Consider the following 18,201-nt stretch of genomic DNA (forward strand, 5'->3'; position numbering starts at 1 on the left):
AGTCATGAACTGTTCGATTTCTGCAGAGCCTTCGAGGGCCTCCCAAACTCGTGTACAGGTCAGGGCTGATGCGTTCTCAGCCAGCGAGATGAACTGATCGCGTGTGTACGCGTCGCTGCGGACGGTTTGCCCGGTTCGCCATTGAGCGGTGTCCATCGTGAAGTCGCAGGTCACGGGTCTGGTGTGAATGGCGAGTTGGGTACTCGTGGCGGTCGGCGGCCGATGACCATGGTGTAGATCATCGGGCAGGTCCGGCTCTGGCGGGATGCCGGGTTTGGCTGCGCCCACGACCGGCCTCCGCCTACGATCCGCCAGCAGGTCGGCACGCCGTGAGAACGCGGGAGGGCGCGGGGGATGCAGGAGCGGCAGCGGATCACCGCCCGCCGGAGCGAACTGGACGCTCTCGCCGAAAAGTTGGGCAAGCAACTCCAGGAGGCAGGCCGAGCGGCACGAACTGGCGGTCGCGGAGCGAAGTGTTGAACCGCCTGGCCGAGCAGGCCCGGGCCGACGCCGGGCTGTCGCTCCGGCATCGGCGAAGGTGGCCGGGCGGGCGATCCTGCTCATCCCGCACCGCGGCGACGCGGCCGACGAGGGCGGGCTGCCCGGCGACTACCGCAAGATCCTGGCGATCGTGCGGGAGGCGGACGGCCCGGTGCGGGTCAGGGCGGTCGGCGAGCGGCTGGGGCTGGACGCCTCGGTACACGGCAAGCTGGAACCTTTGCGGGCGAAGATGACCAAGCTCGCCGCCCGGGGCTGGCTGCACAAGCGGGGCGACGGGCGGTTCACGGCACGTCCGCAGGCGCGCGGGGCGGGCCCGTAACTGACGGGCCCCCGACGGCAATGGGGATCGCCCTACTACTAGAGCACTAACGGCCGCTGAAGAAGTCGGTGAGGGCGGCGGCGACGGCCTCGGGCTGCTCCTCGGGGATGTAGTGACCGGCGTCGGGCACGATGACGCCGGTCACGTTCTCGGCCCACGGGCTGATGGAGGCCGCCATATCCGGGATCGAGCCGTGGCTGCTGGAGATTCCGAGGACGGGCGCGGTCAGCCGCCGTTGCTCGAGTGCCGCACGGTTCTTGCGCGCGGACTCGGCGGCGTCGCGGTAGCAGGCGAGGCCGGCGCGCAGGCCGCCATCGACGGCGAGGGCCGCGCCGTAGTGGTCGAGCTCTGCTTCCTCGAACGCGTCGGGCGCGAGGGACTTGGTCTTCAGGAACCAGCTGATGTACTCCCGCTCGCGGCCGGCTATCAGCGTCTCGGGAAGATCGGGCACCACGTGGAACGCGAAGTGCCAGGTCTTGAACGCCAGAGTCGGCTCGAGGGGGATCGCTTCCGGCATGGTGATACCGGGAATTCCGGCGTCGAGCAGCGCGACCCCGTGCAGTCGGCTCTCGTAGTTCAGGGCGAGGGAGAAGGCGACCCAGGCGCCGATGTCGTGCCCGGCGAGCCAGTAGTCCCGCACGCCGAGAGCGTTCACGGCGGCCTGGATGTGCGCGGCGACCGTGTGCGTGTCGTAGCTGAGCTCCGGATGCTCGGAACTGCCTTGGCCCGGCCGGTCGATCGCTATGACCCGGAACCGATCGGCGAGAGCAGGCATGACCTTTCGCCAGGCCCACCACGTTTGCGGGAACCCGGTGAGCAGGACGACGGCCGGTCCGTCCGGCCGACCGCCTTCGACGGCGTGCAGGCGGACGCCGTCGGCGTCGACCCAGCGGTGCGTGAATCCGGCCAGGTCATGCAGGGGCAGGGCGGGGACGGGGTTGGTCATGGGAATCCTCCATCGAGGCGGGTGGACCGTGATTCGACGCTAGCACGTCTTGAACTGATCAGTCCAAGATGGGAGGATGGGCCGCATGGCAGGCAAGAAGCAGTTCGACATGGACACGGTGCTCGACGCCGCGATGATCCAGTTCTGGCGCTCCGGCTACGCCGACACCTCGCTCGACGACCTGTCCCGGGCGACCGGCCTGAACCGCAGCTCGATCTACTCCTCGCTCGGCGACAAGGACGCGCTCTTCCTTCGCTGCCTGGATCGCTACGCCACGCGCTACGGCGACAAGTTCGACGCCGCCCTCTCGTGCGCGGCCGAGGACCCCGTCGCCGCCGTCCGTGCGTTCTTCGACGTCACCCTGGGGCGCATCGCCGACCCCGCCGTGCCCGACGGATGCCTGATGGCCCAGTCGGTCATGGCGAGTCCGGCGCTGAGCCCGAGCGTCGCAGAGCATGTCAAAGAGTTGTTCGGCCTCCAGCGCCCGCGCCTGCGCACCGCGCTGAAGGCCGGCGGAATGTCCGACGAGAACGCCGAGGACTTCGCCGTACACGTAGCGGCCGTGAACCAGTCTCTCGCGGTGATGGGTAGGGCCGGGTCGAGCCCGGAGCAACTCCGGGCGATCGTCGGGGTGACCGTCGACGCGCTCGCGCGGGCGCTGAGACCGGTCGGATAGCTGGCATATCAAATTTCTGTCTGAGAGTCATAGGCGCTTCTCAATGTTCGGAGGGGCAAGACAGATGGCTGATGTAACCGGCGTCAACTTTGGCGGGTTGGAGGAGTCGTCCCTCTGGGAGTGACGGAAATACGCATCACGGAGCCCTGCACGGCGGTGACCTGCGCCGACGCGCAGGGCTCCGTCGTGCCACCGCGTTGCCCGTTGTCCGGCGATTGTCGTCTGGTGCCCACGCGCCGATACCGGACAACCGTGAGCCCGCTAGAAAAGTCCGTGTCGGGGGCCACGCCCATGGCTCGTGCGTTCTCGCATGGTGGGATGAGGCTGTCGCCCACCTGCGGTGTCGCGTCTCGAACCCATGTACGCAGAGATTTGACATAAGAGCACGGATCCTGTTGATCGTGTGGTCGTCTACGCCATGGGCAACCAGCCGGGACTGTTCGAGGCACTCGACCGACTCGACTGGTAGGCCGTGCCGATCGGCCACGCAGGAGCCCCACGGTGGCCAGTGGCGTCGCTGTGTCCGGGTCAAGTCTCAGTGCGGTGGCGAATCCCGGCGCAGGCACGCGGAGTGCGCCGCGGGCCCGGGTGTGCCACCACAGGCCGTGGCGAGATCGCGGAGGTCTTGCACGGCGCGGCACGGCGCGGTTCACAATGAGAGACGCGACCCCTGATGATCAAGGTTCTCGAAGCCTTTGATCAGAACAGGGGTCGCGTTCGCGTGCCATCCTCCCTGATCGGTGTCCTGCAGCGCCACTGCCAGGGCATCGACTCCGCCTGCCCGGATCCGGAACCGCAACAGTTCACCTCCCTGGCGGAGACGTTGAGCCGGATACCCGATCCCCGCCGGGTCCGCGGCCGTCGCTACCACCTGGGCTCCCTGCTCGCGCTGTGCCTGGTCGCCGTGCTCGGCGGAGCCAGGTCCCTGGCCACCATCGCCCGCTTCGCCGCCGATACCGACTCCAGCCTGCGCGAACAGCTCGGGCTCGCCTCCAGCACACCGAATGCCTCCACACTGGGACGACTCCTCGCTCGTCTGGACGGCGACGCCTTGGACGACGCCGTGGGCGCCTGGCTCGCCCGGTACGCCGCCGACCCGGTGGACGAACCCGGCGAGACACTGATCGGCCTGGCCGTCGACGGCAAGACTGTGCGTGGATCCCGCACCGACGGCATGGCCGTCCACCTGCTCGCCGCCGCGCTGCACGGCTGCCAGACCGTGATCGCCCAGCGTCAAGTCGCCGCGAAGAGCAACGAGATCCCCGCCTTCGCCCCGCTGCTGGACCGGCTCGACCTGCGCGGCGTCGTCGTCACCGCCGATGCGATGCACACCCAGCGCACCCACGCCGAGCACGTCATCACCGCCAGCGGCCACTACCTCCTGGTCGTCAAGGGAAACCAGAAGAAGCTGCGCAAGCAGTTGCGGCGCCTGCCCTGGCGGGAGATCCCGCTGCAGGCCCGCACCACCGGGGCCGGGCACGGCCGCCGCGAGGTCCGCCGCCTGAAGGTCTGCACCGTCCAGCCCGGCCTGCTCTTCCCGCACGCCGTCCAGGCCATGGAGATCAAGCGCCGCCGCACCCACCGCAGGACCGGCAAGGTCCAGACGAAGACCGTCTACGCGGTCACCAGCCTGTCGCCCGAGCATGCCCGCCCGGCGCGACTCGCCCAACTCGTGCAGAACCACTGGTCGGTTGAGGCCCTGCACCACGTCAGAGACGTCACCTATAGCGAGGACGCCTCGCGAGTGCGCACCGGCACCGCACCCCGCGCCATGGCCACGCTGCGGAACCTGACTATCGGACTCATGCGCCAAGCAGGCTGGACCAACATCGCCGCCGCAGTCGATCACTACCGGTCACGCCCCCAGCACGCAACCGCCACGCTCGGACTCACAGCTTGAGAACGCATCGCCCCTGGTGTACAGGTGCTGTCGGTTCTCGTGAACAAAGCCTGGACGAGGTAGGTGTGCACAGCGGCCAGGCGCTGCAGGTACTGGCAGGCAGCGGCGTCTTCGACGCGTCGGACGTGTTCGCCGGCCCGTTCGTCGATCCGGTCGGGCAGGTGATCGGCAAGCAGGGGTGCGAGCAGCATCGCCGGCAGCACGATGTCGGCGAGGACGCCGCGGTTCAGGGCGAACAGGGCCGCGAAGAGGCTGATGACCCCCACGGCGGCCGCGGAGGACCGCACGGACACGGGGCTCGTACGGGTCAGGGCAATGCGGAGGGCGGGGCGCCTGGCCAGCCAGCGCACGGCCAGCCGCTGTGTTCTCGTCGCGCCCGGGGTGAGCACCCCGATCTGCTGAGGGCGTTCGGGCACAGTGCCGTCCCCGGGTACGGTCCAGGCCAGCCAGCCCCATCCGGTGCGCTCGTACACGAGCGCGGGCTCGCATGTGCCGGTGCATGCGGTGTCGCGGCAGACGTGGCCGGTCCGCAGCGCACGCGCCTGTTCCGCCTGCCACCGTCGGGGATCGCGGGCGAAGGGACGCACAGCGAGCCCGTGACGTGCCGCTCCACGCCAGGTGAGGCCGGCAGGAAGGGAGCGTCCGGAGCGCGAGCCAGGTCGTGAACGATGGCTGGCCTGGCTGTTCGGACACATGAGGGTGCGCCGCATCGCTCACCGGGACTGGGAGTCCGCAAAGTACATCCCGCGGACGTGCCTCTGTCACTGCCGGCCGGGCGTGACTCGCTGGGCCTACGGCGCCCGGCGGTCACCGAGGCCGTCCGCAGCTCCTACGACCAGGCCCTCGAAGCGATCCGCCGCCGCTGCGGCCATGTGCCGGGCAGACGACAACCCCCGACTCCTGGTGTCCGCGGCAGGTGGCATCGACGCGTTCTACCAGGCCAGGATCGCCGTCCCCCGCACCCGCGACATGCCGCTGGTGATCCAGGCCGACAGCAAGGGCATCGTCATGAGGCCCGAGGCCCTGCGCGAAGCGACCCGCCGGGAAGCCGTCAAGGGCGCCCCCGCCGGCCGCCGCGCGCCCAGCGAGAATCCAACCGGAAACGCATGGCCACCATCGCCTGCGCCCGGAAGGTCCGCCCACGCCAGCTGGTCGGAATCCGGGCTACGAAGTCGCAGGTCACCCTGCACTCCACCGTCCCCGGAGCCGACGGCAGCCGCCTGCGTCGTCGCGGGCGGGGGGTTCACACAGCGGAGGAGCTGTCCCCGGCACATTCCGCCCGCTGCGGCGAGGGGTCCCTCGGTGGTTGCCGACGCTGTGTCGGGGCACTCTTCGGCCATGGAGGACAGCCGTCCCACCCGTCCCCCGACCCGTGCCTTCGTGTTGGGCGGCGGCGGTGCGCTCGGCGCGTACGAGGTGGGCATGCTCAAGGCTCTCTTCGCCGCCGCCGTGCACCCGGACCTCGTCGTCGGCACCTCCGTGGGCGCGATCAACGGCGCCGCCGTCGCGGCCGACCCGTCACGGGCGTCGGTGGCCCGGCTCGCCGACCTGTGGACCGGCCTTGGACGTGCCGGCGTGTTCTCCGGATCGGTGCTCGGGCGGCTGGGCACCGTCGTACGCAGCGGCACTCACCTGTATCACCCCACGCCGCTGCGCGAACTGCTCTCCTCCCACATTCCGGTGACTGATATCGAGGATCTGACTCTGCCGTTCCAGTGCGTCGCGGCGAACATCGAACGGGCCGCCGAGCACTGGTTCGCCGCCGGACCGCTGGTGGACGCCGTGCTCGCCTCGTGCGCAGTGCCCGGGCTGCTGCCGCCCGTGCGGCTCGATGGTGAGCACTTCGTCGACGGCGGCCTGGTCAACAGCATCCCCGTCGACCGCGCAGTGGCCCTGGGCGCGACCGAGGTCTACGTCCTGCAGGTCGGCCGCGTCGAGCAAGCCCTCTCCCCACCGCGCGCTCCCTGGCAGGTGGCCCTGGTGGCGTTCGAGATCGCTCGTCGGCACCGGTTCGCCCGCGACATGGCGGACCTGCCACCCGGCGTCACGGTCCGCGTCCTGCCCTCGGGCTCGGGCCGCGAGGAGGGCACAGCCACTCTGCGGCAGTTGCGATACCGCAGCTTCGGCCGGACCGCCGAGCGCATCGAGCGCGCCTACGCTGCCTCCTCCCGGTATCTCGAGACCGCACTCAGCACACCCGGCGGCACGCCATGACCGATGCGGGTGTGGCCCGAAGACGCCCGGCGCGGCTGACCAGCAAGGTGGTCACCGGGCTGCGCCGTACGACCAGCACCGCGCTGCTGCTCTCCCTCGTCCCCACGGTTGCCGCGCTGCTCGTCGCCGCGGGCGTGCTCAGTGCGCCGGTGTCACTGGCCACGCGCGGCCCGTGGAGGCCGGTACGGATCACCGGCTACGTCCTTCTGTACCTCCTGGTGGACTTGGCCGGGCTCGTGGCCGCCGCCGGTATGTGGGTGCGACGACTGCCCGAGGGACGGGCGGGCAAGGAGCGGCGCGCCGCGGATGTGTTCGCCGTGCTGGAGAGGCTGCTCTGGCTGCTACGCCGTGCGGCCGAGCGGGTCTTCAGGCTCCAGGTGGAGGTGACTCCACCGCTCCCAGGCCAGAGGGGACACGCAACGGCGCCGGTCCTGGTCTTCGCACGGCACGCCGGGGTCGGCGACTCCTTCCTGCTGCTCCAGATACTCCTCAGCCAGGCCGGACTGCGCCCCCACCCCGTCCTGAAGGGGACACTACGCGCCGACCCCGCTCTCGACGTCCTCATCGGGCGGGTCCCCCACTGCTTCCTTCCGCATTGCAAGGGCCAGGCAGAGGACGCGATCGGGAACCTGGCGGCCCGGCTGGGCCCGGGCGATGCCCTCGTGATTTTTCCGGAGGGCGGCAACTTCACACCCCGCCGCCGCCGACACGCGATCGCCTCCCTACGCCGCCGTGGATTGCCTCGCCGCGCCTCCCGCGCGGAACGGATGCACCATGTCCTGCCGCCGCAGGACGCCGGTGCCCTCGCCGCGCTCGCCGCCGCGCCCGCGGCCGACGTGGTCTTCGTCGCCCACACGGGCCTCGACGTCGTCCACTCCGCGCGCACCCTCTGGAGCCGGCTGCCGCTTCGGGAGGGCGTACGGGCGCACTGGTGGCGCATACCCGCACGCCGCGTCCCTCCGGGCGACGATGCTCGCAGCCGGTGGCTGCTCGCCCAATGGGCCCGCGTCGACCGCTGGATCGCCGACCATGCGACATCGCAGGCCACGCACGCATGAGGTCGACGGCATCAAACACGGTGGGACGGCCGACAAGGGCAACCGGAATCCGCACGCGGTCCCTGACTCAGCAGTCGATCACCCGACGGCCGTGAGCAGTCGTCCCAGGAGCAGCAGGCGCCGGCGGAGCCCCTCCAAGGAGGCCTCGGCGCAGAGCTGCAGGCGGGGCCGTGATGCCGGTTCCCGGTGTCTTGGAGTTTTACCCCAGTCGTAGAGCTGCCCAGGGATTTCCGCTTTCGCGTTCAGCGTGGGGCTGCGGTTGGCACTGCTGTCGATGCGTACGCGAAGTGCGCCGCCGAAGGCCTTGTGGCCGGAGGGGATCTAGGCGATCAAGGGGCGTCCGTCCTCCCGCCGCTCCACGGATCGCCGTCGTGTACGGCTGGCATGATCACCTGCTGATGGGCGTTGTGGGATCAGAGCCAGGAGTGAACCACCAGCGCCGGAGTTGTGCACGGCTGCGAATGCTGATCAGCGCGGAGGTACAGGACACCCGCCTGGTCACGCTCGACGTGGTGACCGCACTCAGCGCCCGACACAGCCCGCGCCGAGGTGACGGCTGACGGCAGCACTGATGGTGATCGTGCGGTCCGGAGTGCCGCGCGGCAGCGATACGGGCGCCGGGCGGATGGGCTGCTGGATCCGCTGCCTGCGTCCTGCCGAGTGCGCCAGTCGTCCGCGGCAGGTGCTGGCCTCGACCGAAACGATCAGTCAGGGACTACGGCGTATCCGTGCCCGCCTCTATCCGTCAACTCACTGCGACCCGTCACATTCAGCGTGCGATCCGGTGCCCGCGATGCCGAAAGCGGATCGCAGCGAAGACGAGGTCCGCGAGCAGCACAACGGCGCCAATGATCAGCAGATAGAACAGGCCATGCGTGGCGAATCCGACGATGCCCAGGATGAGGGCTACGAGGATCAGGAGCAGAAACACAATCATCGACTCTCCCGGTGGCCTCGGTGGTTCAGCGGCGGGCCAGGCGGCGTTCGCCGCCCGCACCCGGGGCGTAGTCGAGGGCATAGTGCGCGAAGACGGCCGGCTCGTCCGAGGCGGGAAGCTCGCCGTCGGGGTCTATCGCGGGGGCCTTCTTGACCAGGGTCTTGTCGTAGGCGACCTTCACGTACCCAGGACCGACGGTCGCGTCCACGAGCGGCACGAACACCAGGCGCCGGCGAGTGGGCAGACCTGTCATGACCGTGGCACAGATCGGCTTGTCCGTCGCCGTGTCCACGTATACCGCCTCCAGGACACCGATCTTGCGGCCCCCTGGATCGAGCACGTCATGACCACGCCACTCACGGATGTCGCCTGCCTCGAACACGATGAACCTCCGGCTTCACGAGTACCCCCTGATCGGGTGGGGATAGCTCTCGCAGCATCGCTCGACCCGAACCATCGGTGACAGGCCGGCCAGAAGCTCCAGCACCGTCGGGGAGATGGAAAGCTGCGCGATGCCCGGGCGAAGAGATCGGGGCGGCACGTCCGGGTGCTCTTCGCGTAGGCGGCAGACGAATCGACGCGCTGGAGCCCTGCCCGTTCTCGGCGTCGCTCGAATCCTGACCCTCTGAACCCAAGGACTGCTCGGGGGTCAGTTTTCAGGAATCGCCGACAGCGCGCTGCTGCTGAACGGGACGCGGCCGGTGACGCTGAAGGACCTCATCGAGAGGCACGTCTTCCGCAACCCGGAGGACTGGTCGACCGAGCGGCTTTTCGAGAGCCTCGGTGCGTTCGAGTCAGGGGACGCCAGGTTCGCCCGCTTCCTGGAAGGGCTGGTCTCGGCGGAGGTTCTCTTGGACGAGCACCTGCAAGAGAAGACAGCCACCACGATCAACGATCACCTCCGCGCCCATGGGATCGAGTTGCGGCAAACCGGCAGCGATGGCGGCTATCCGCTGTTCACCCTGGTATCGACCCGGCTGCACAGCAACCGGAAGCCGAAGAACATCATTTTTGCATCCCTGAGCAAACCGGACATTCGCTTTCGATCCTCGGTGGACAACGACATCGAGATCGTCGACGGGCGACCGGGCGACACCCTTGTCTATGACCGGGACATCCCTGTCGAAGGTCTGCGTTGGCGTGACCTGCACAGCTGGTGGCAGGACACCCACGGGTTCAACGACGGCGGCCGCCTGCACTTCGCCGCCCTGGAGCCGGAGCCGGAACCTGGCTCCCTGCGCCAGCTGCGGGAGGCGGTGGAGGCGATGCTGCCCCGGGTCGACCTGCCGGAGGTGCTGCTGGAGGTGTTCTCGTGGACCGGCGCCGACCAAGCGTTCACCTCGGTCACCGGCGGCGAGGCCCGGCTGAAGGACCTGCACGTGACGATCGCCGCGCTCCTGGTCGCGCACAGCTGCAACGTCGGCTACACCCCGGTTATCGGAACCGCAGACGCGCTGAAGTACGGGCGGCTGTCCCATGTCGACCAGACGTACCTGCGGCTGGCGACGTATCAAGCGGCGAACGCCACGCTGATCGACTGCCAGGCGTCGATTCCGCTCGCGCAGGCGTGGGGCGGCGGCCTGGTCGCCTCGGCGGACGGCATGCGGTTCGTCGTGCCCGTTCCGTCGGTGTACGCGCGGCCGAACCCGAAGTACTTCGGTCGCCGGGGCGGGGCGACCTGGCTGAACATGATCAACGACCAGGCAGCGGGGCTGGGCGGGAAGGTGGTGGCCGGCACTCCGCGCGACTCGCTGTACGTGCTGGACGTCCTCTACGACCGCGACGGCGGCAAGCGCCCAGAGATGATCGTCACGGACACCGCGAGCTACAGCGACATTGTCTTCGGGCTGCTCACTTTGGCGGGGTTCACGTATGCGCCGCAGCTCGCTGACCTGCCGGATCAGAAGATGTGGCGCATCGACCGCGCCGCCGACTATGGCGCCTTCCAGGACGCTGCCCGCGGCCGGGTCGACCTCGCCAGGATCGAACGCCACTGGGAGGACATCCTTCGGATCATCGGCTCGATCCACACCGGTGCCGTGCGCGCGTACGACGTGATCCGGATGCTGTCCCGCGACGGCCGACCCACTCCGCTCGGCGACGCGATCGCGCACTACGGGCGGATCGCCAAGACCCTGCACATCCTGCGGTTGGCCGACGAGCCCGGCTACCGGCGGCAGATCAAGAGCCAGGCCAACCTCCAGGAGGGCCGCCACTCCCTCGCCCGGAAGATCTTCCACGGCAGGCACGGACAGCTCTACCAGCGCTACCAGGACGGCATGGAAGACCAGATCGGCGCCCTGGGCCTGGTCCTCAACGCGCTCGTGCTGTTCAACACGCGGTATATGGACGCCGCGGTGAACCAGCTGCGCGCGGAGGGCTTCGACGTCCGCGACGAGGACGTGGCCCGCCTCTCCCCGTTCGTACGGCACCACGTCAACATGCTCGGCCGGTACTCGTTCCAGCTCCCCGAACTGCCGGGCGGCCTGCGCCCGCTGCGCGACCCGGACTCGACCGAAGAGGGGTGACCCCGGTGCGGGTGACCGTCACCGCCGGGGCTGTCCCGGCGGTGACGTTTGCACTGGTCACCGGCTCGTAGGGTGCCGGGAGCCGTAATACGGGCGGAGGGCGTGGCGGCTATGCATGGCGGCGGGGCCGGTAGGCGGCTGGTGAGAGCTCCGGGCTGCTGCTGGGCCGGGACTGGGGTGCGGGCGGCCGCCACACCGGGTGGCTGCGGCGGCCGTGGGTGGAGTGGCTCGTGGTTCGAGCCAGTCAGCAGAGCGGCGGATCAGCCCGGCGTCACCGCACCGCACCCTCTGGCACTCCGAACCACTCCTCCAGCGCTTCCGCCAGCCCGGCCGTCGACGTCGGCGCCTGCGCCCCCGCGTCGGCTGCCCAGGCCGTGAAGCCGTCCGGACGGACGAGGACCGCCGCCAGGTCCGGGCGGTACGGGCAGCTGGCCGTCAGGGTGTCGACGCGGCCGGCATACCCCGCAGCGAGGGCTCGGAGCTCCGGGTCGTCGGGAGTGTGCCCGACGGGAACATGCAGGCGTTGCAGCAGTTCGTGAACCAGTCGCCGTGGGATTGGCAGCCAGTGCGGCGGCGGATCGCACAACGGCTGTGCGAGGCGATCAGCCCTGAGGTGTGGGTGATCGACGACGTGTCGTTCCCCAAGTGCGGGACCGCCTCGGTCGGGGTCGCCCGCCAGTACTGCGGGGCCTTGGGCAAGCGGGCGAACTGCCAGGTCGCGGTCAGCGTTCATGGCGCCACGGACACGGCATCGTGTCCGCTGGGCTGGCAGTTGTATCTGCCCCGGGAGTGGACGGACGAGCCGGACCGCTGCCGCAAAGCCGGAATCCCGCAGGGCACGGGCCATCGGGAGAAGTGGCGTCTGGCACTTGGCCTGCTCGACGTGCTCGCCGAGTGGGGGTTGACGGTCCCGGTCGTCGTCGCGGATGCCGGCTACGGCGTCAGTACCCCGTTCCGTCTCGCACTGGAGGAACGGGGCCTGGCGTATGTCCTGGCACTGACCGGGAAGGAAGTCGCTCACCCCGATCAGGCCGAGCCGCACCAGCCCGACTACGGCGGCCTGGGACCGCCGACCCTGCCGCGTTATCGAACCCCGCCACGAGCCCTGTCTCAGCACGCAGCCCAGATCACTGCGGACATGCTCGTCGACGTGACCTGGCGGCAGGGCAGCAAAGGGCGGATGACCTCACGGTTCGCCGTGCTCACCGTGCGTCCGGCCGGCAAGCAGGCCCTGGCCGCCGCCCAGGAGGCAAGCGGTGGGCACTACCGGTGGGACGGTGTCCTGCCCGCTTACACAGTGCTGGTGGAATGGCCCGCCGGGCAGGACGCTCCGACCGGATACTGGATATCGAACCTGGCCGCCACCACGCCGATCGCCGACCTGGTGCGGTGGGCGAAGATGCGCTGGCGGATCGAGCACGACTACCGCGAACTCAAACACGGTCTGGGCCTGGACCACTTCGAGGGCCGCACCTGGCGCGGCTGGCACCACCACGTCACCCTCGTCACCGCCGCCCAGGCCTTCCTCACCCTTCGGCGGCTCGACCCAAAAGCACACACGCCGGCCTCACTCTCTACCAGGTCCTCGACGTCTTCCAAGACCTGTTGAGGTGCTGGACCGGCACCTGCACCACCTGCGGCCGACCCCTCACCGCAAGCAGAACCTAACGAAGCACTACTAGGCCGATCGTTCAGCGGTGGCCGGCGCCTCGCCACGTTTGGCCTGCAGCAACTGCCGGCGAGTAATAGTCAAGACTTGTGGATGGGTTGACTCGGATGTTTTGGCGTGCTGCTGTTCGGCGGGGACCACGAGGGAGTCAGTAGCGTCCGAGCCATCGGCACGGCTGTTGCCGCGCGTATGGCTCGCAGGTGGGAGGGCTCTGGCGGACGCCTAGCGCTGATAGGCCGCCGCGATCCGTTCCCGGAACGGGCGGCGGCGTACCGCCTGCGCCACTTCGGTCAGCAGGTCCGCCAGCGGCATGGAAAGTTCCGCGTCCAGTTCCGCCATCGCAGCCACCGTCGCGTCCCACTCCGCCTGGATCTGCGGCAGCAGGGCGTGGGCCTTGGGGGTGAGCTCGATCAGACGGCGGCGGGCGTCTTGCGGGTCGGAGGCATGGGTGACCAGGTCCGCGCGGGCCATCTGGGCCGCCGTCTGACTTGCGGCCGAGTGCGTGACGCCGACTGCCGCTGCTAGGTCGCGGACCGACAGCGGGCCTTCGGCCAGCAGCGCGCGTACGACCGGGGAGAAGCGGGGTCGGTACTCGAACAGGCCCTGCTCCTGGTAGACCTTGGCCACGTCCGCGTCGAGCAGTTCCAGCACGTGGCGGAGCAGCGTGCCGACTGCGGCCGGATTCGGATGATTCCTCACCCCTGCTAATCTAACAGCACTGTCACATCTCAGGGAGAGCGTCTCACATGACCGGGCTCTATCCTTCCGTCGAGCCATACGAGCACGGCATGCTGGACGTCGGCGACGGCAACCGCGTGTACTGGGAGACCTGCGGAAATCCGGGGGGCAAGCCCGCCCTCGTCCTGCACGGCGGGCCGGGGTCCGGCGCGGGGCCGTTCTGGCGCCAGTTGTTCGACGCGTCGGCGTACCGCATCGTGCTGTTCGACCAGCGCGGGTGCGGTCGCAGCACCCCGGACGCGGCCGATCCGCAGACCTCGCTCGCCGCCAATACCACCCCGCACCTGATAGCCGACATCGAACTTCTGCGCCGGCGCCTCGGCATCGACGCCTGGCTGGTCATTGGCGGCTCCTGGGGCGTGACCCTGGCGCTGGCCTACGCCGAGCAACACCCCGGACGCGTATCGGAGCTGGTGCTGTTCAGCATCACCAACACCACCCGCCGTGAGGTGGAGTGGGTTACCCGGGACATGGGGCGGATCTTCCCCGAGGAATGGGAGAGGTTCCGCGATGCCGTACCGGAACCGGAGCGAGACGGCAGCCTGGTGGAGGCATACGCCCGGATGCTCGCCGATCCCGATCCCGCCGTACGGGAGCGCGCGGCTCGGGAATGGTGCCGGTGGGAGGACGTGCACGTGTCCACCCACCGGGGACACCGGCCCGATCCCCGTTACGAGGACCCGCACTTCCGGATGCGCTTCGCCCGCCTCGTCACGCACTACTGGCGGCACGCCGGTTTTCTGGAGGACGGGGCGTTGCTGCGCGATGCCGGCAAGCTCACCGGCATCCCCGGCGTGATGGTTCACGGGCGGATGGATATCAGCGGCCCCCCGGACATCGCATGGCACCTGGCCCAGGTGTGGCCGGACGCGGAGCTTGTGCTGATCGGCGACGAGGGGCACGGGCTGTCGGGGGACGCCACGATCGACGCCATCGTCGCGGCCACGGACCGGTTCCGGCCGGTCTAGGAAGAGATGGCCGTCCGTGACTGAGCTCATCGGCTCAGCCCAGAGTTCACGCCACCATGGTCTCTGGTCGTTCGACGAGGTGGCCGTTTTCGAACCGGGCTCCAGCACGGACGAGAGGAACCAGGTGGGCTCCGGTGATCGCCCGCCAGCGGTCCTGGGCGGACTCGACCAGCTTGAACACCATCGCCGGGGCGGCGGCTGGGCTGCCCGCACCGCGGGTGACCTTGGTCCGCAGCTTGACCGTTGAGAACGTCGACTCGATGGGGTTCGTGGTCCGCAGACACCTCACGATGCCAACGCGTCAAGCTGCGGCGGCGAGTTCGGTGGAGAACGCTGTGTTCTCGTTGAACAGCTTGTGGTGCTGGAGGCAGTGATAGAGCTGCCCGATCATGCGGTTGAAGCAATGCCACGAAGTTAACGCCGCGAGCGTTGAGTCAAGGGCGGGTCTGCGGTGGTGGTTATGGTGTTGAAGAGTGGGATCTCCTGGTAGGAGGAAGTCGACCAAGACGTTCCTGTTCGACGGGGAGCACACCGACATGCAGGTGGCCGCCGCCCTCCCGGACAGCCTGCAGCAGCTCTTTACCCCCGCCTTCCTGCAGCAACTCCAACACCCGACCGGCAAGTTCGCGCAGATGTTCCGGGTGGCGGACAGCGTCTGCCAGTGGGCTCCGCAGGTGCCGGTCCAGCTCTACGACGCGGACGGCGACCGGGACGTGGCACCCACTAACACCCGCAGCTGCAAGGCGCAGTTGGCAGGTGCCGGGGTCGACGCGCCGGTGGTGGACGCGGGCGCCGCCGACCACAACGGCTCGGCGCTGGCCTCCTACCCCCTCATCCGCACCTGGTTCGACACCCTCGCCGGACGCTGAGGTTCAGCTGTGGCACGCTGCTTGACGCGGCATCACCGCGCCGCCCGGCACCACACCCGGTCGGAGGGCAGCCCGCGCATCAGGAAGACGCTGCCCGCAGTAGCACTGCCCGGCGGGAGCCAGGTCTGGTCATCGAAGCAGGAGGACGGCGACCGAACCGATCCCGGCGAAGTCGGTTATATAGGGGTACGAGCGAATCGCACAGGTCGGAGCAGTGGTTCGCCTGTCAGTCATGTTAGGCAGGAGCCAGGAAGCGTTACGGTCGAAAAGCTTCCTGGCTCGTTCGTTCCCTGGATGACGCACCCACCAAGCCTTGTCCGGCGCGAATCACGGCCCCGTGGCGCCGCGCAGGTCCGCGCCGGACAGGATCGCGCCGGACAGATCAACGCCGCGCAGGAACGACGCGCATGTCCGCGCTGCGCAGGTCCGCCCCTTGCAGGTCCGCCTCTTGCAGGTCCGCGCTGCGCAGGTCCGCCCCTTGCAGGTCCGCCCCTTGCAGGTCCGCCCCTTGCAGGTCCGCGCTGGACAGATACGCGCCGCGCAGGTGCGCTTCGAATAGGGTCGCGCCCGACAGGTCCGCACCGGTCAGGTACGCGCCGCACAGGTAGGCGCCGCGCAGGTACGCACCGGACAGATACGCGCCGGACAGGTCCACGCGAGCGGTGCCGTCGTGGGCCGGGTCCCTGTTGCCGAGTGCGGTGAGGGCGGCCTGGACATCACTGACCGGCTTCCTGTTAGAGGTGTCTATGACTTGTTTCGGCTTCTTGGCGTAATCACGGATGTAGGTGGACAGGACGTTGACGATGGAGGGCTGGTCGCGGTGGGAGTCCTCCATGATGCGCTGCAGAGCGTAGATGCCGCCAAGCGCGTGTACCGAAAGCGCGGACGGATCGGGCGGGGTGATGCCCCGTTCCGGCCCGTCCGCTCTCTGCTAAAGGTCGAGCTGATGCTGGTGTGTCGTGTGCGTGGGTGTGTAGCCGAGACCGTCGTTGATCTGTCTCATGTGCGTGTTGCTGTCGGCAGTGTCGGTCAGGAGGCCACCGAGGTCCGGATAGTCCCTATGGGCTTGTCGGATCGACTCGGCCTTCATCCATCGGCCGAGGCCGTGTCCACGGTGCTCGGGCAGCACACCGGTGCCGTAGTGCTGGCCGTCACCTGCGCCGTTGCCGGGGATGACGAGTTCGGTGAACCCGGCGATCGAGCCGTTGGAGGCGTCGATGGCGACGACGGTGTGCAGGTGGTCGCCGCGCTGTTCGACAGCCTTCGCCGCGGCCCGCACGCGGTCCACGTCCCAGGTCACGGTGCCGTAGTCGGTGTCGTCCATGGGCATGTCGTCCATGGCGCGGCGTGAGGCGGCGAACGTCTGGGCGAGGTCGTCGGGAACGGTTCCCTGCCATGACATCAGCCGGTAGCCGGGATGCGGACGCTCGATGATCTCGGCAAGGACGGCGGTATCCACGTCAGCCAGTGGCAAGCGGGTGAACCTCAAGGTGAGGACCTTCCGGAAACCGCGCGCCGCCAGGAAGTGGTCGCCCGGCGATCCGGCTTCTGCCTGCGCGACAACGCAGCGCCGGGCGTTGTGCCGGGCGGTGGCCACGGCGGTGTTGAGGAGCCGGGAGCCGACGCCCTTGCGGCGCTCTGCGGGATGAACACGGAGGTCGAGCTCGGCCAGGTGCTCTTGTCCGCCATCGAACAGGCGCAGAAAGGCCGTCCCGGCAGGGATGGAATCCGCGTCCGACGCCAACCAGGCAAGACGTCGGCCGTGCGGCCCGTGAGCGGGGTCGGTCAGTGGGGTGATGCGAAGGGACAAGGTGTCTCCGTCGTGAGGAGGTGGCAAAGGTCAGTACGCGAGCTCAACTCCTGGGCACTCCTGCGCATGTGCTCCACACCTCCTCGTCGACAGCGCCGACCTGCACCAATGCACGCGGCTGGGTGAACCTAGCTGGCCGATTGGCTCCTGGGCAACGGGTTATCGAAAAGGCGGTGCGCGTGTGTGGTCACAGCCACTCATTGATGGCCGCGACGAGGACGGTCGCCTCATAGCGGACCGCGAGCTTGTCGTATCTCGTGGCCACGGCGCGATCCCTTTGAGACGATTGATGCCACATTCGACCGCGTGCCGAGCCGTGTAGTCCTCGGCGTCGAACTTGGGCGGCCGGCCGCCGCGAGCGCCGAGTCGCTTGCGGTTGCGGGCCTGGTCGGCCTTGTCCGGGATGGTGCAGCGAATCCCGCGTCGGCGCAGGTAGGCGCGGTTCGTGCGGGAGACGTACGCCTTGTCGGCCCACACGCGATCGGGGCGGACGCGTGGCCGGCCCGGCCCGATGCGGGGCACGCGAACCTTCTCCAGCACCGGTTCGAACTGCAGCGAGTCTCCACGCTGCCCGGCCGTCACCACGATCGACATGGGCTTCTGCCCCTGCTCGACGGCCAGGTGCAGCTTGGTGGTGAACCCACCGGGCGAACGCCCTAGCCCGTGATCACCAGGCTCGGTGAAGACACCACCCGGTGACTCCTTCTGCAGGTCACCCCGCTTCCGGGCCCCGGCCGCATGCTGATGGGCACGGCATACCGTGGAGTCGACGCTCAGATCCCATGTGATCGCGCCCTTCGCGTCGGCCAGGGACTGGAGCTGGGTGAGGACCCGGTGCCAGGTGCCATCCCGTTGCCACCGACGGAACAGGTCGTAGATCCGGCCCCACGGCCCGTACTCGACGGGTACGTCCCGCCACGGAACACCGGTCCGGACCCGGAATCGTACGCCGTCGATGAGCCGCTGCCGAGACCAGACAGGCGGCCGACCTGCCTTCACGCCCTTTGGCAACAACGGCTCCAGCGCCGCCCACTGATCGTCCGTGAGATCTCCCCGCGCCACGAACCA

At 69.1% G+C, this 18,201-nt stretch carries 18 protein-coding genes and 3 pseudogenes; 10 read left to right on the forward strand and 11 right to left on the reverse strand.

What is annotated here, in order from left to right; genetic code table 11:
* Positions 1–538: 538 nt before the first annotated feature.
* Positions 539–820, forward strand: a complete 282-nt coding sequence (locus tag ACWCQS_RS39880; protein WP_451009036.1) for a hypothetical protein — start codon at positions 539–541, stop codon at positions 818–820.
* Between the two features lie 46 nt (positions 821–866).
* Here ACWCQS_RS39880 and ACWCQS_RS39885 read toward each other — a convergent pair whose 3' ends face one another.
* Positions 867–1,766, reverse strand: a complete 900-nt coding sequence (locus tag ACWCQS_RS39885) for an alpha/beta fold hydrolase (protein WP_451009037.1) — start codon at positions 1,764–1,766, stop codon at positions 867–869.
* Between the two features lie 85 nt (positions 1,767–1,851).
* Between ACWCQS_RS39885 and ACWCQS_RS39890 the strand changes: the two genes are divergently transcribed.
* Together ACWCQS_RS39890 and ACWCQS_RS39895 are read left to right on the forward strand one after the other, a co-directional pair.
* The gene (locus tag ACWCQS_RS39890) at positions 1,852–2,442 is read left to right on the forward strand and encodes a TetR/AcrR family transcriptional regulator (protein ID WP_123971155.1); all 591 of its coding nucleotides are present in this window, start codon (positions 1,852–1,854) and stop codon (positions 2,440–2,442) included.
* A gap of 721 nt (positions 2,443–3,163) precedes the next feature.
* Positions 3,164–4,342, forward strand: a complete 1,179-nt coding sequence (locus tag ACWCQS_RS39895) for an ISAs1 family transposase (RefSeq protein WP_451009038.1) — start codon at positions 3,164–3,166, stop codon at positions 4,340–4,342.
* Here ACWCQS_RS39895 and ACWCQS_RS39900 read toward each other — a convergent pair.
* Positions 4,291–4,815: a hypothetical protein gene (locus tag ACWCQS_RS39900; protein WP_451009039.1), complete on the reverse strand. Its 525-nt coding sequence runs from the start codon at positions 4,813–4,815 to the stop codon at positions 4,291–4,293. The genes ACWCQS_RS39895 and ACWCQS_RS39900 overlap by 52 nt on opposite strands.
* 865 nt (positions 4,816–5,680) lie before the next feature.
* Between ACWCQS_RS39900 and ACWCQS_RS39905 the strand changes: the two genes are divergently transcribed.
* Together ACWCQS_RS39905 and ACWCQS_RS39910 are read left to right on the forward strand one after the other, a co-directional pair.
* On the forward strand, positions 5,681–6,556 hold the full coding sequence (locus tag ACWCQS_RS39905; RefSeq protein ID WP_451009040.1) for a patatin-like phospholipase family protein: 876 nt from the start codon (positions 5,681–5,683) through the stop codon (positions 6,554–6,556).
* Positions 6,553–7,614 (forward strand): 1-acyl-sn-glycerol-3-phosphate acyltransferase, encoded by a 1,062-nt coding sequence (locus ACWCQS_RS39910; RefSeq protein WP_451009041.1) that lies wholly within the window; start codon positions 6,553–6,555, stop codon positions 7,612–7,614. The genes ACWCQS_RS39905 and ACWCQS_RS39910 overlap by 4 nt, the downstream gene beginning before the upstream one ends.
* A gap of 769 nt (positions 7,615–8,383) precedes the next feature.
* Here the strand turns inward: ACWCQS_RS39910 and ACWCQS_RS39915 are convergent.
* Positions 8,384–8,551 (reverse strand): hypothetical protein, encoded by a 168-nt coding sequence (locus tag ACWCQS_RS39915; RefSeq protein WP_351218053.1) that lies wholly within the window; start codon positions 8,549–8,551, stop codon positions 8,384–8,386.
* A gap of 25 nt (positions 8,552–8,576) precedes the next feature.
* Positions 8,577–8,933 carry a PRC-barrel domain-containing protein gene (locus ACWCQS_RS39920; protein ID WP_451009042.1) on the reverse strand — a complete coding sequence of 119 codons (357 nt, stop codon included), beginning with the start codon at positions 8,931–8,933 and terminating at the stop codon, positions 8,577–8,579.
* Positions 8,934–9,252: 319 nt separating this feature from the next.
* On the opposite strand from ACWCQS_RS39920, the pseudogene ACWCQS_RS39925 reads away from it, so the two are divergent.
* Positions 9,253–9,594: pseudogene (locus ACWCQS_RS39925) on the forward strand (AbiJ-related protein); the annotation flags it as partial.
* A gap of 132 nt (positions 9,595–9,726) precedes the next feature.
* Positions 9,727–11,079 (forward strand): annotated as a pseudogene (locus ACWCQS_RS39930) (transposase); the annotation flags it as partial.
* A gap of 271 nt (positions 11,080–11,350) precedes the next feature.
* On the opposite strand, the gene ACWCQS_RS39935 reads toward ACWCQS_RS39930, so the two are convergent.
* Positions 11,351–11,641: an aromatic-ring hydroxylase C-terminal domain-containing protein gene (locus ACWCQS_RS39935; protein WP_451009128.1), complete on the reverse strand. Its 291-nt coding sequence runs from the start codon at positions 11,639–11,641 to the stop codon at positions 11,351–11,353.
* On the opposite strand from ACWCQS_RS39935, the gene ACWCQS_RS39940 reads away from it, so the two are divergent.
* The gene (locus tag ACWCQS_RS39940) at positions 11,537–12,688 is read left to right on the forward strand and encodes an IS701 family transposase (protein ID WP_451009129.1); all 1,152 of its coding nucleotides are present in this window, start codon (positions 11,537–11,539) and stop codon (positions 12,686–12,688) included. The two genes, ACWCQS_RS39935 and ACWCQS_RS39940, sit on opposite strands and share 105 nt — an antisense overlap.
* Positions 12,689–12,970: 282 nt before the next feature.
* On the opposite strand, the gene ACWCQS_RS39945 is transcribed toward ACWCQS_RS39940, so the two are convergent.
* Positions 12,971–13,447 (reverse strand): MarR family winged helix-turn-helix transcriptional regulator, encoded by a 477-nt coding sequence (locus ACWCQS_RS39945; protein WP_451009043.1) that lies wholly within the window; start codon positions 13,445–13,447, stop codon positions 12,971–12,973.
* A 47-nt stretch (positions 13,448–13,494) separates the two neighbouring features.
* Here ACWCQS_RS39945 and pip point away from each other — a divergent pair, with 47 nt between their 5' ends.
* Positions 13,495–14,454 carry a prolyl aminopeptidase gene (pip, locus tag ACWCQS_RS39950; protein ID WP_451009044.1) on the forward strand — a complete coding sequence of 320 codons (960 nt, stop codon included), beginning with the start codon at positions 13,495–13,497 and terminating at the stop codon, positions 14,452–14,454.
* A gap of 46 nt (positions 14,455–14,500) precedes the next feature.
* Here pip and ACWCQS_RS39955 read toward each other — a convergent pair.
* Positions 14,501–14,734: pseudogene (locus tag ACWCQS_RS39955) on the reverse strand (IS256 family transposase); the annotation flags it as partial.
* Between the two features lie 193 nt (positions 14,735–14,927).
* On the opposite strand from ACWCQS_RS39955, the gene ACWCQS_RS39960 reads away from it, so the two are divergent.
* Positions 14,928–15,323 (forward strand): hypothetical protein, encoded by a 396-nt coding sequence (locus ACWCQS_RS39960; protein ID WP_451009045.1) that lies wholly within the window; start codon positions 14,928–14,930, stop codon positions 15,321–15,323.
* 327 nt (positions 15,324–15,650) lie between these two features.
* On the opposite strand, the gene ACWCQS_RS39965 is transcribed toward ACWCQS_RS39960, so the two are convergent.
* The 4 genes from ACWCQS_RS39965 to ACWCQS_RS39980 all read right to left on the reverse strand — a co-directional run bounded on the left by ACWCQS_RS39965 (position 15,651) and on the right by ACWCQS_RS39980 (position 18,195).
* The gene (locus ACWCQS_RS39965) at positions 15,651–15,719 is read right to left on the reverse strand and encodes a pentapeptide repeat-containing protein (protein WP_451009130.1); all 69 of its coding nucleotides are present in this window, start codon (positions 15,717–15,719) and stop codon (positions 15,651–15,653) included.
* The gene (locus ACWCQS_RS39970) at positions 15,706–16,158 is read right to left on the reverse strand and encodes a pentapeptide repeat-containing protein (protein ID WP_451009046.1); all 453 of its coding nucleotides are present in this window, start codon (positions 16,156–16,158) and stop codon (positions 15,706–15,708) included. The genes ACWCQS_RS39965 and ACWCQS_RS39970 overlap by 14 nt, the downstream gene beginning before the upstream one ends.
* Positions 16,159–16,254: 96 nt before the next feature.
* Positions 16,255–17,133, reverse strand: a complete 879-nt coding sequence (locus tag ACWCQS_RS39975) for a GNAT family N-acetyltransferase (RefSeq protein WP_451009047.1) — start codon at positions 17,131–17,133, stop codon at positions 16,255–16,257.
* Positions 17,134–17,320: 187 nt separating this feature from the next.
* Positions 17,321–18,195, reverse strand: a protein-coding gene (locus tag ACWCQS_RS39980; RefSeq protein WP_451009048.1) for an IS5 family transposase whose coding sequence is annotated in 2 segments (ribosomal slippage) — positions 17,321–17,406 and positions 17,406–18,195 — 876 coding nt in all. Because the reading frame shifts where the segments join, the coding sequence is not laid out codon by codon here.
* Between the last annotated feature and the right edge of the window lie 6 nt (positions 18,196–18,201).

It is taken from the genome of Streptomyces sp. NPDC002076 (genome assembly GCF_053593835.1).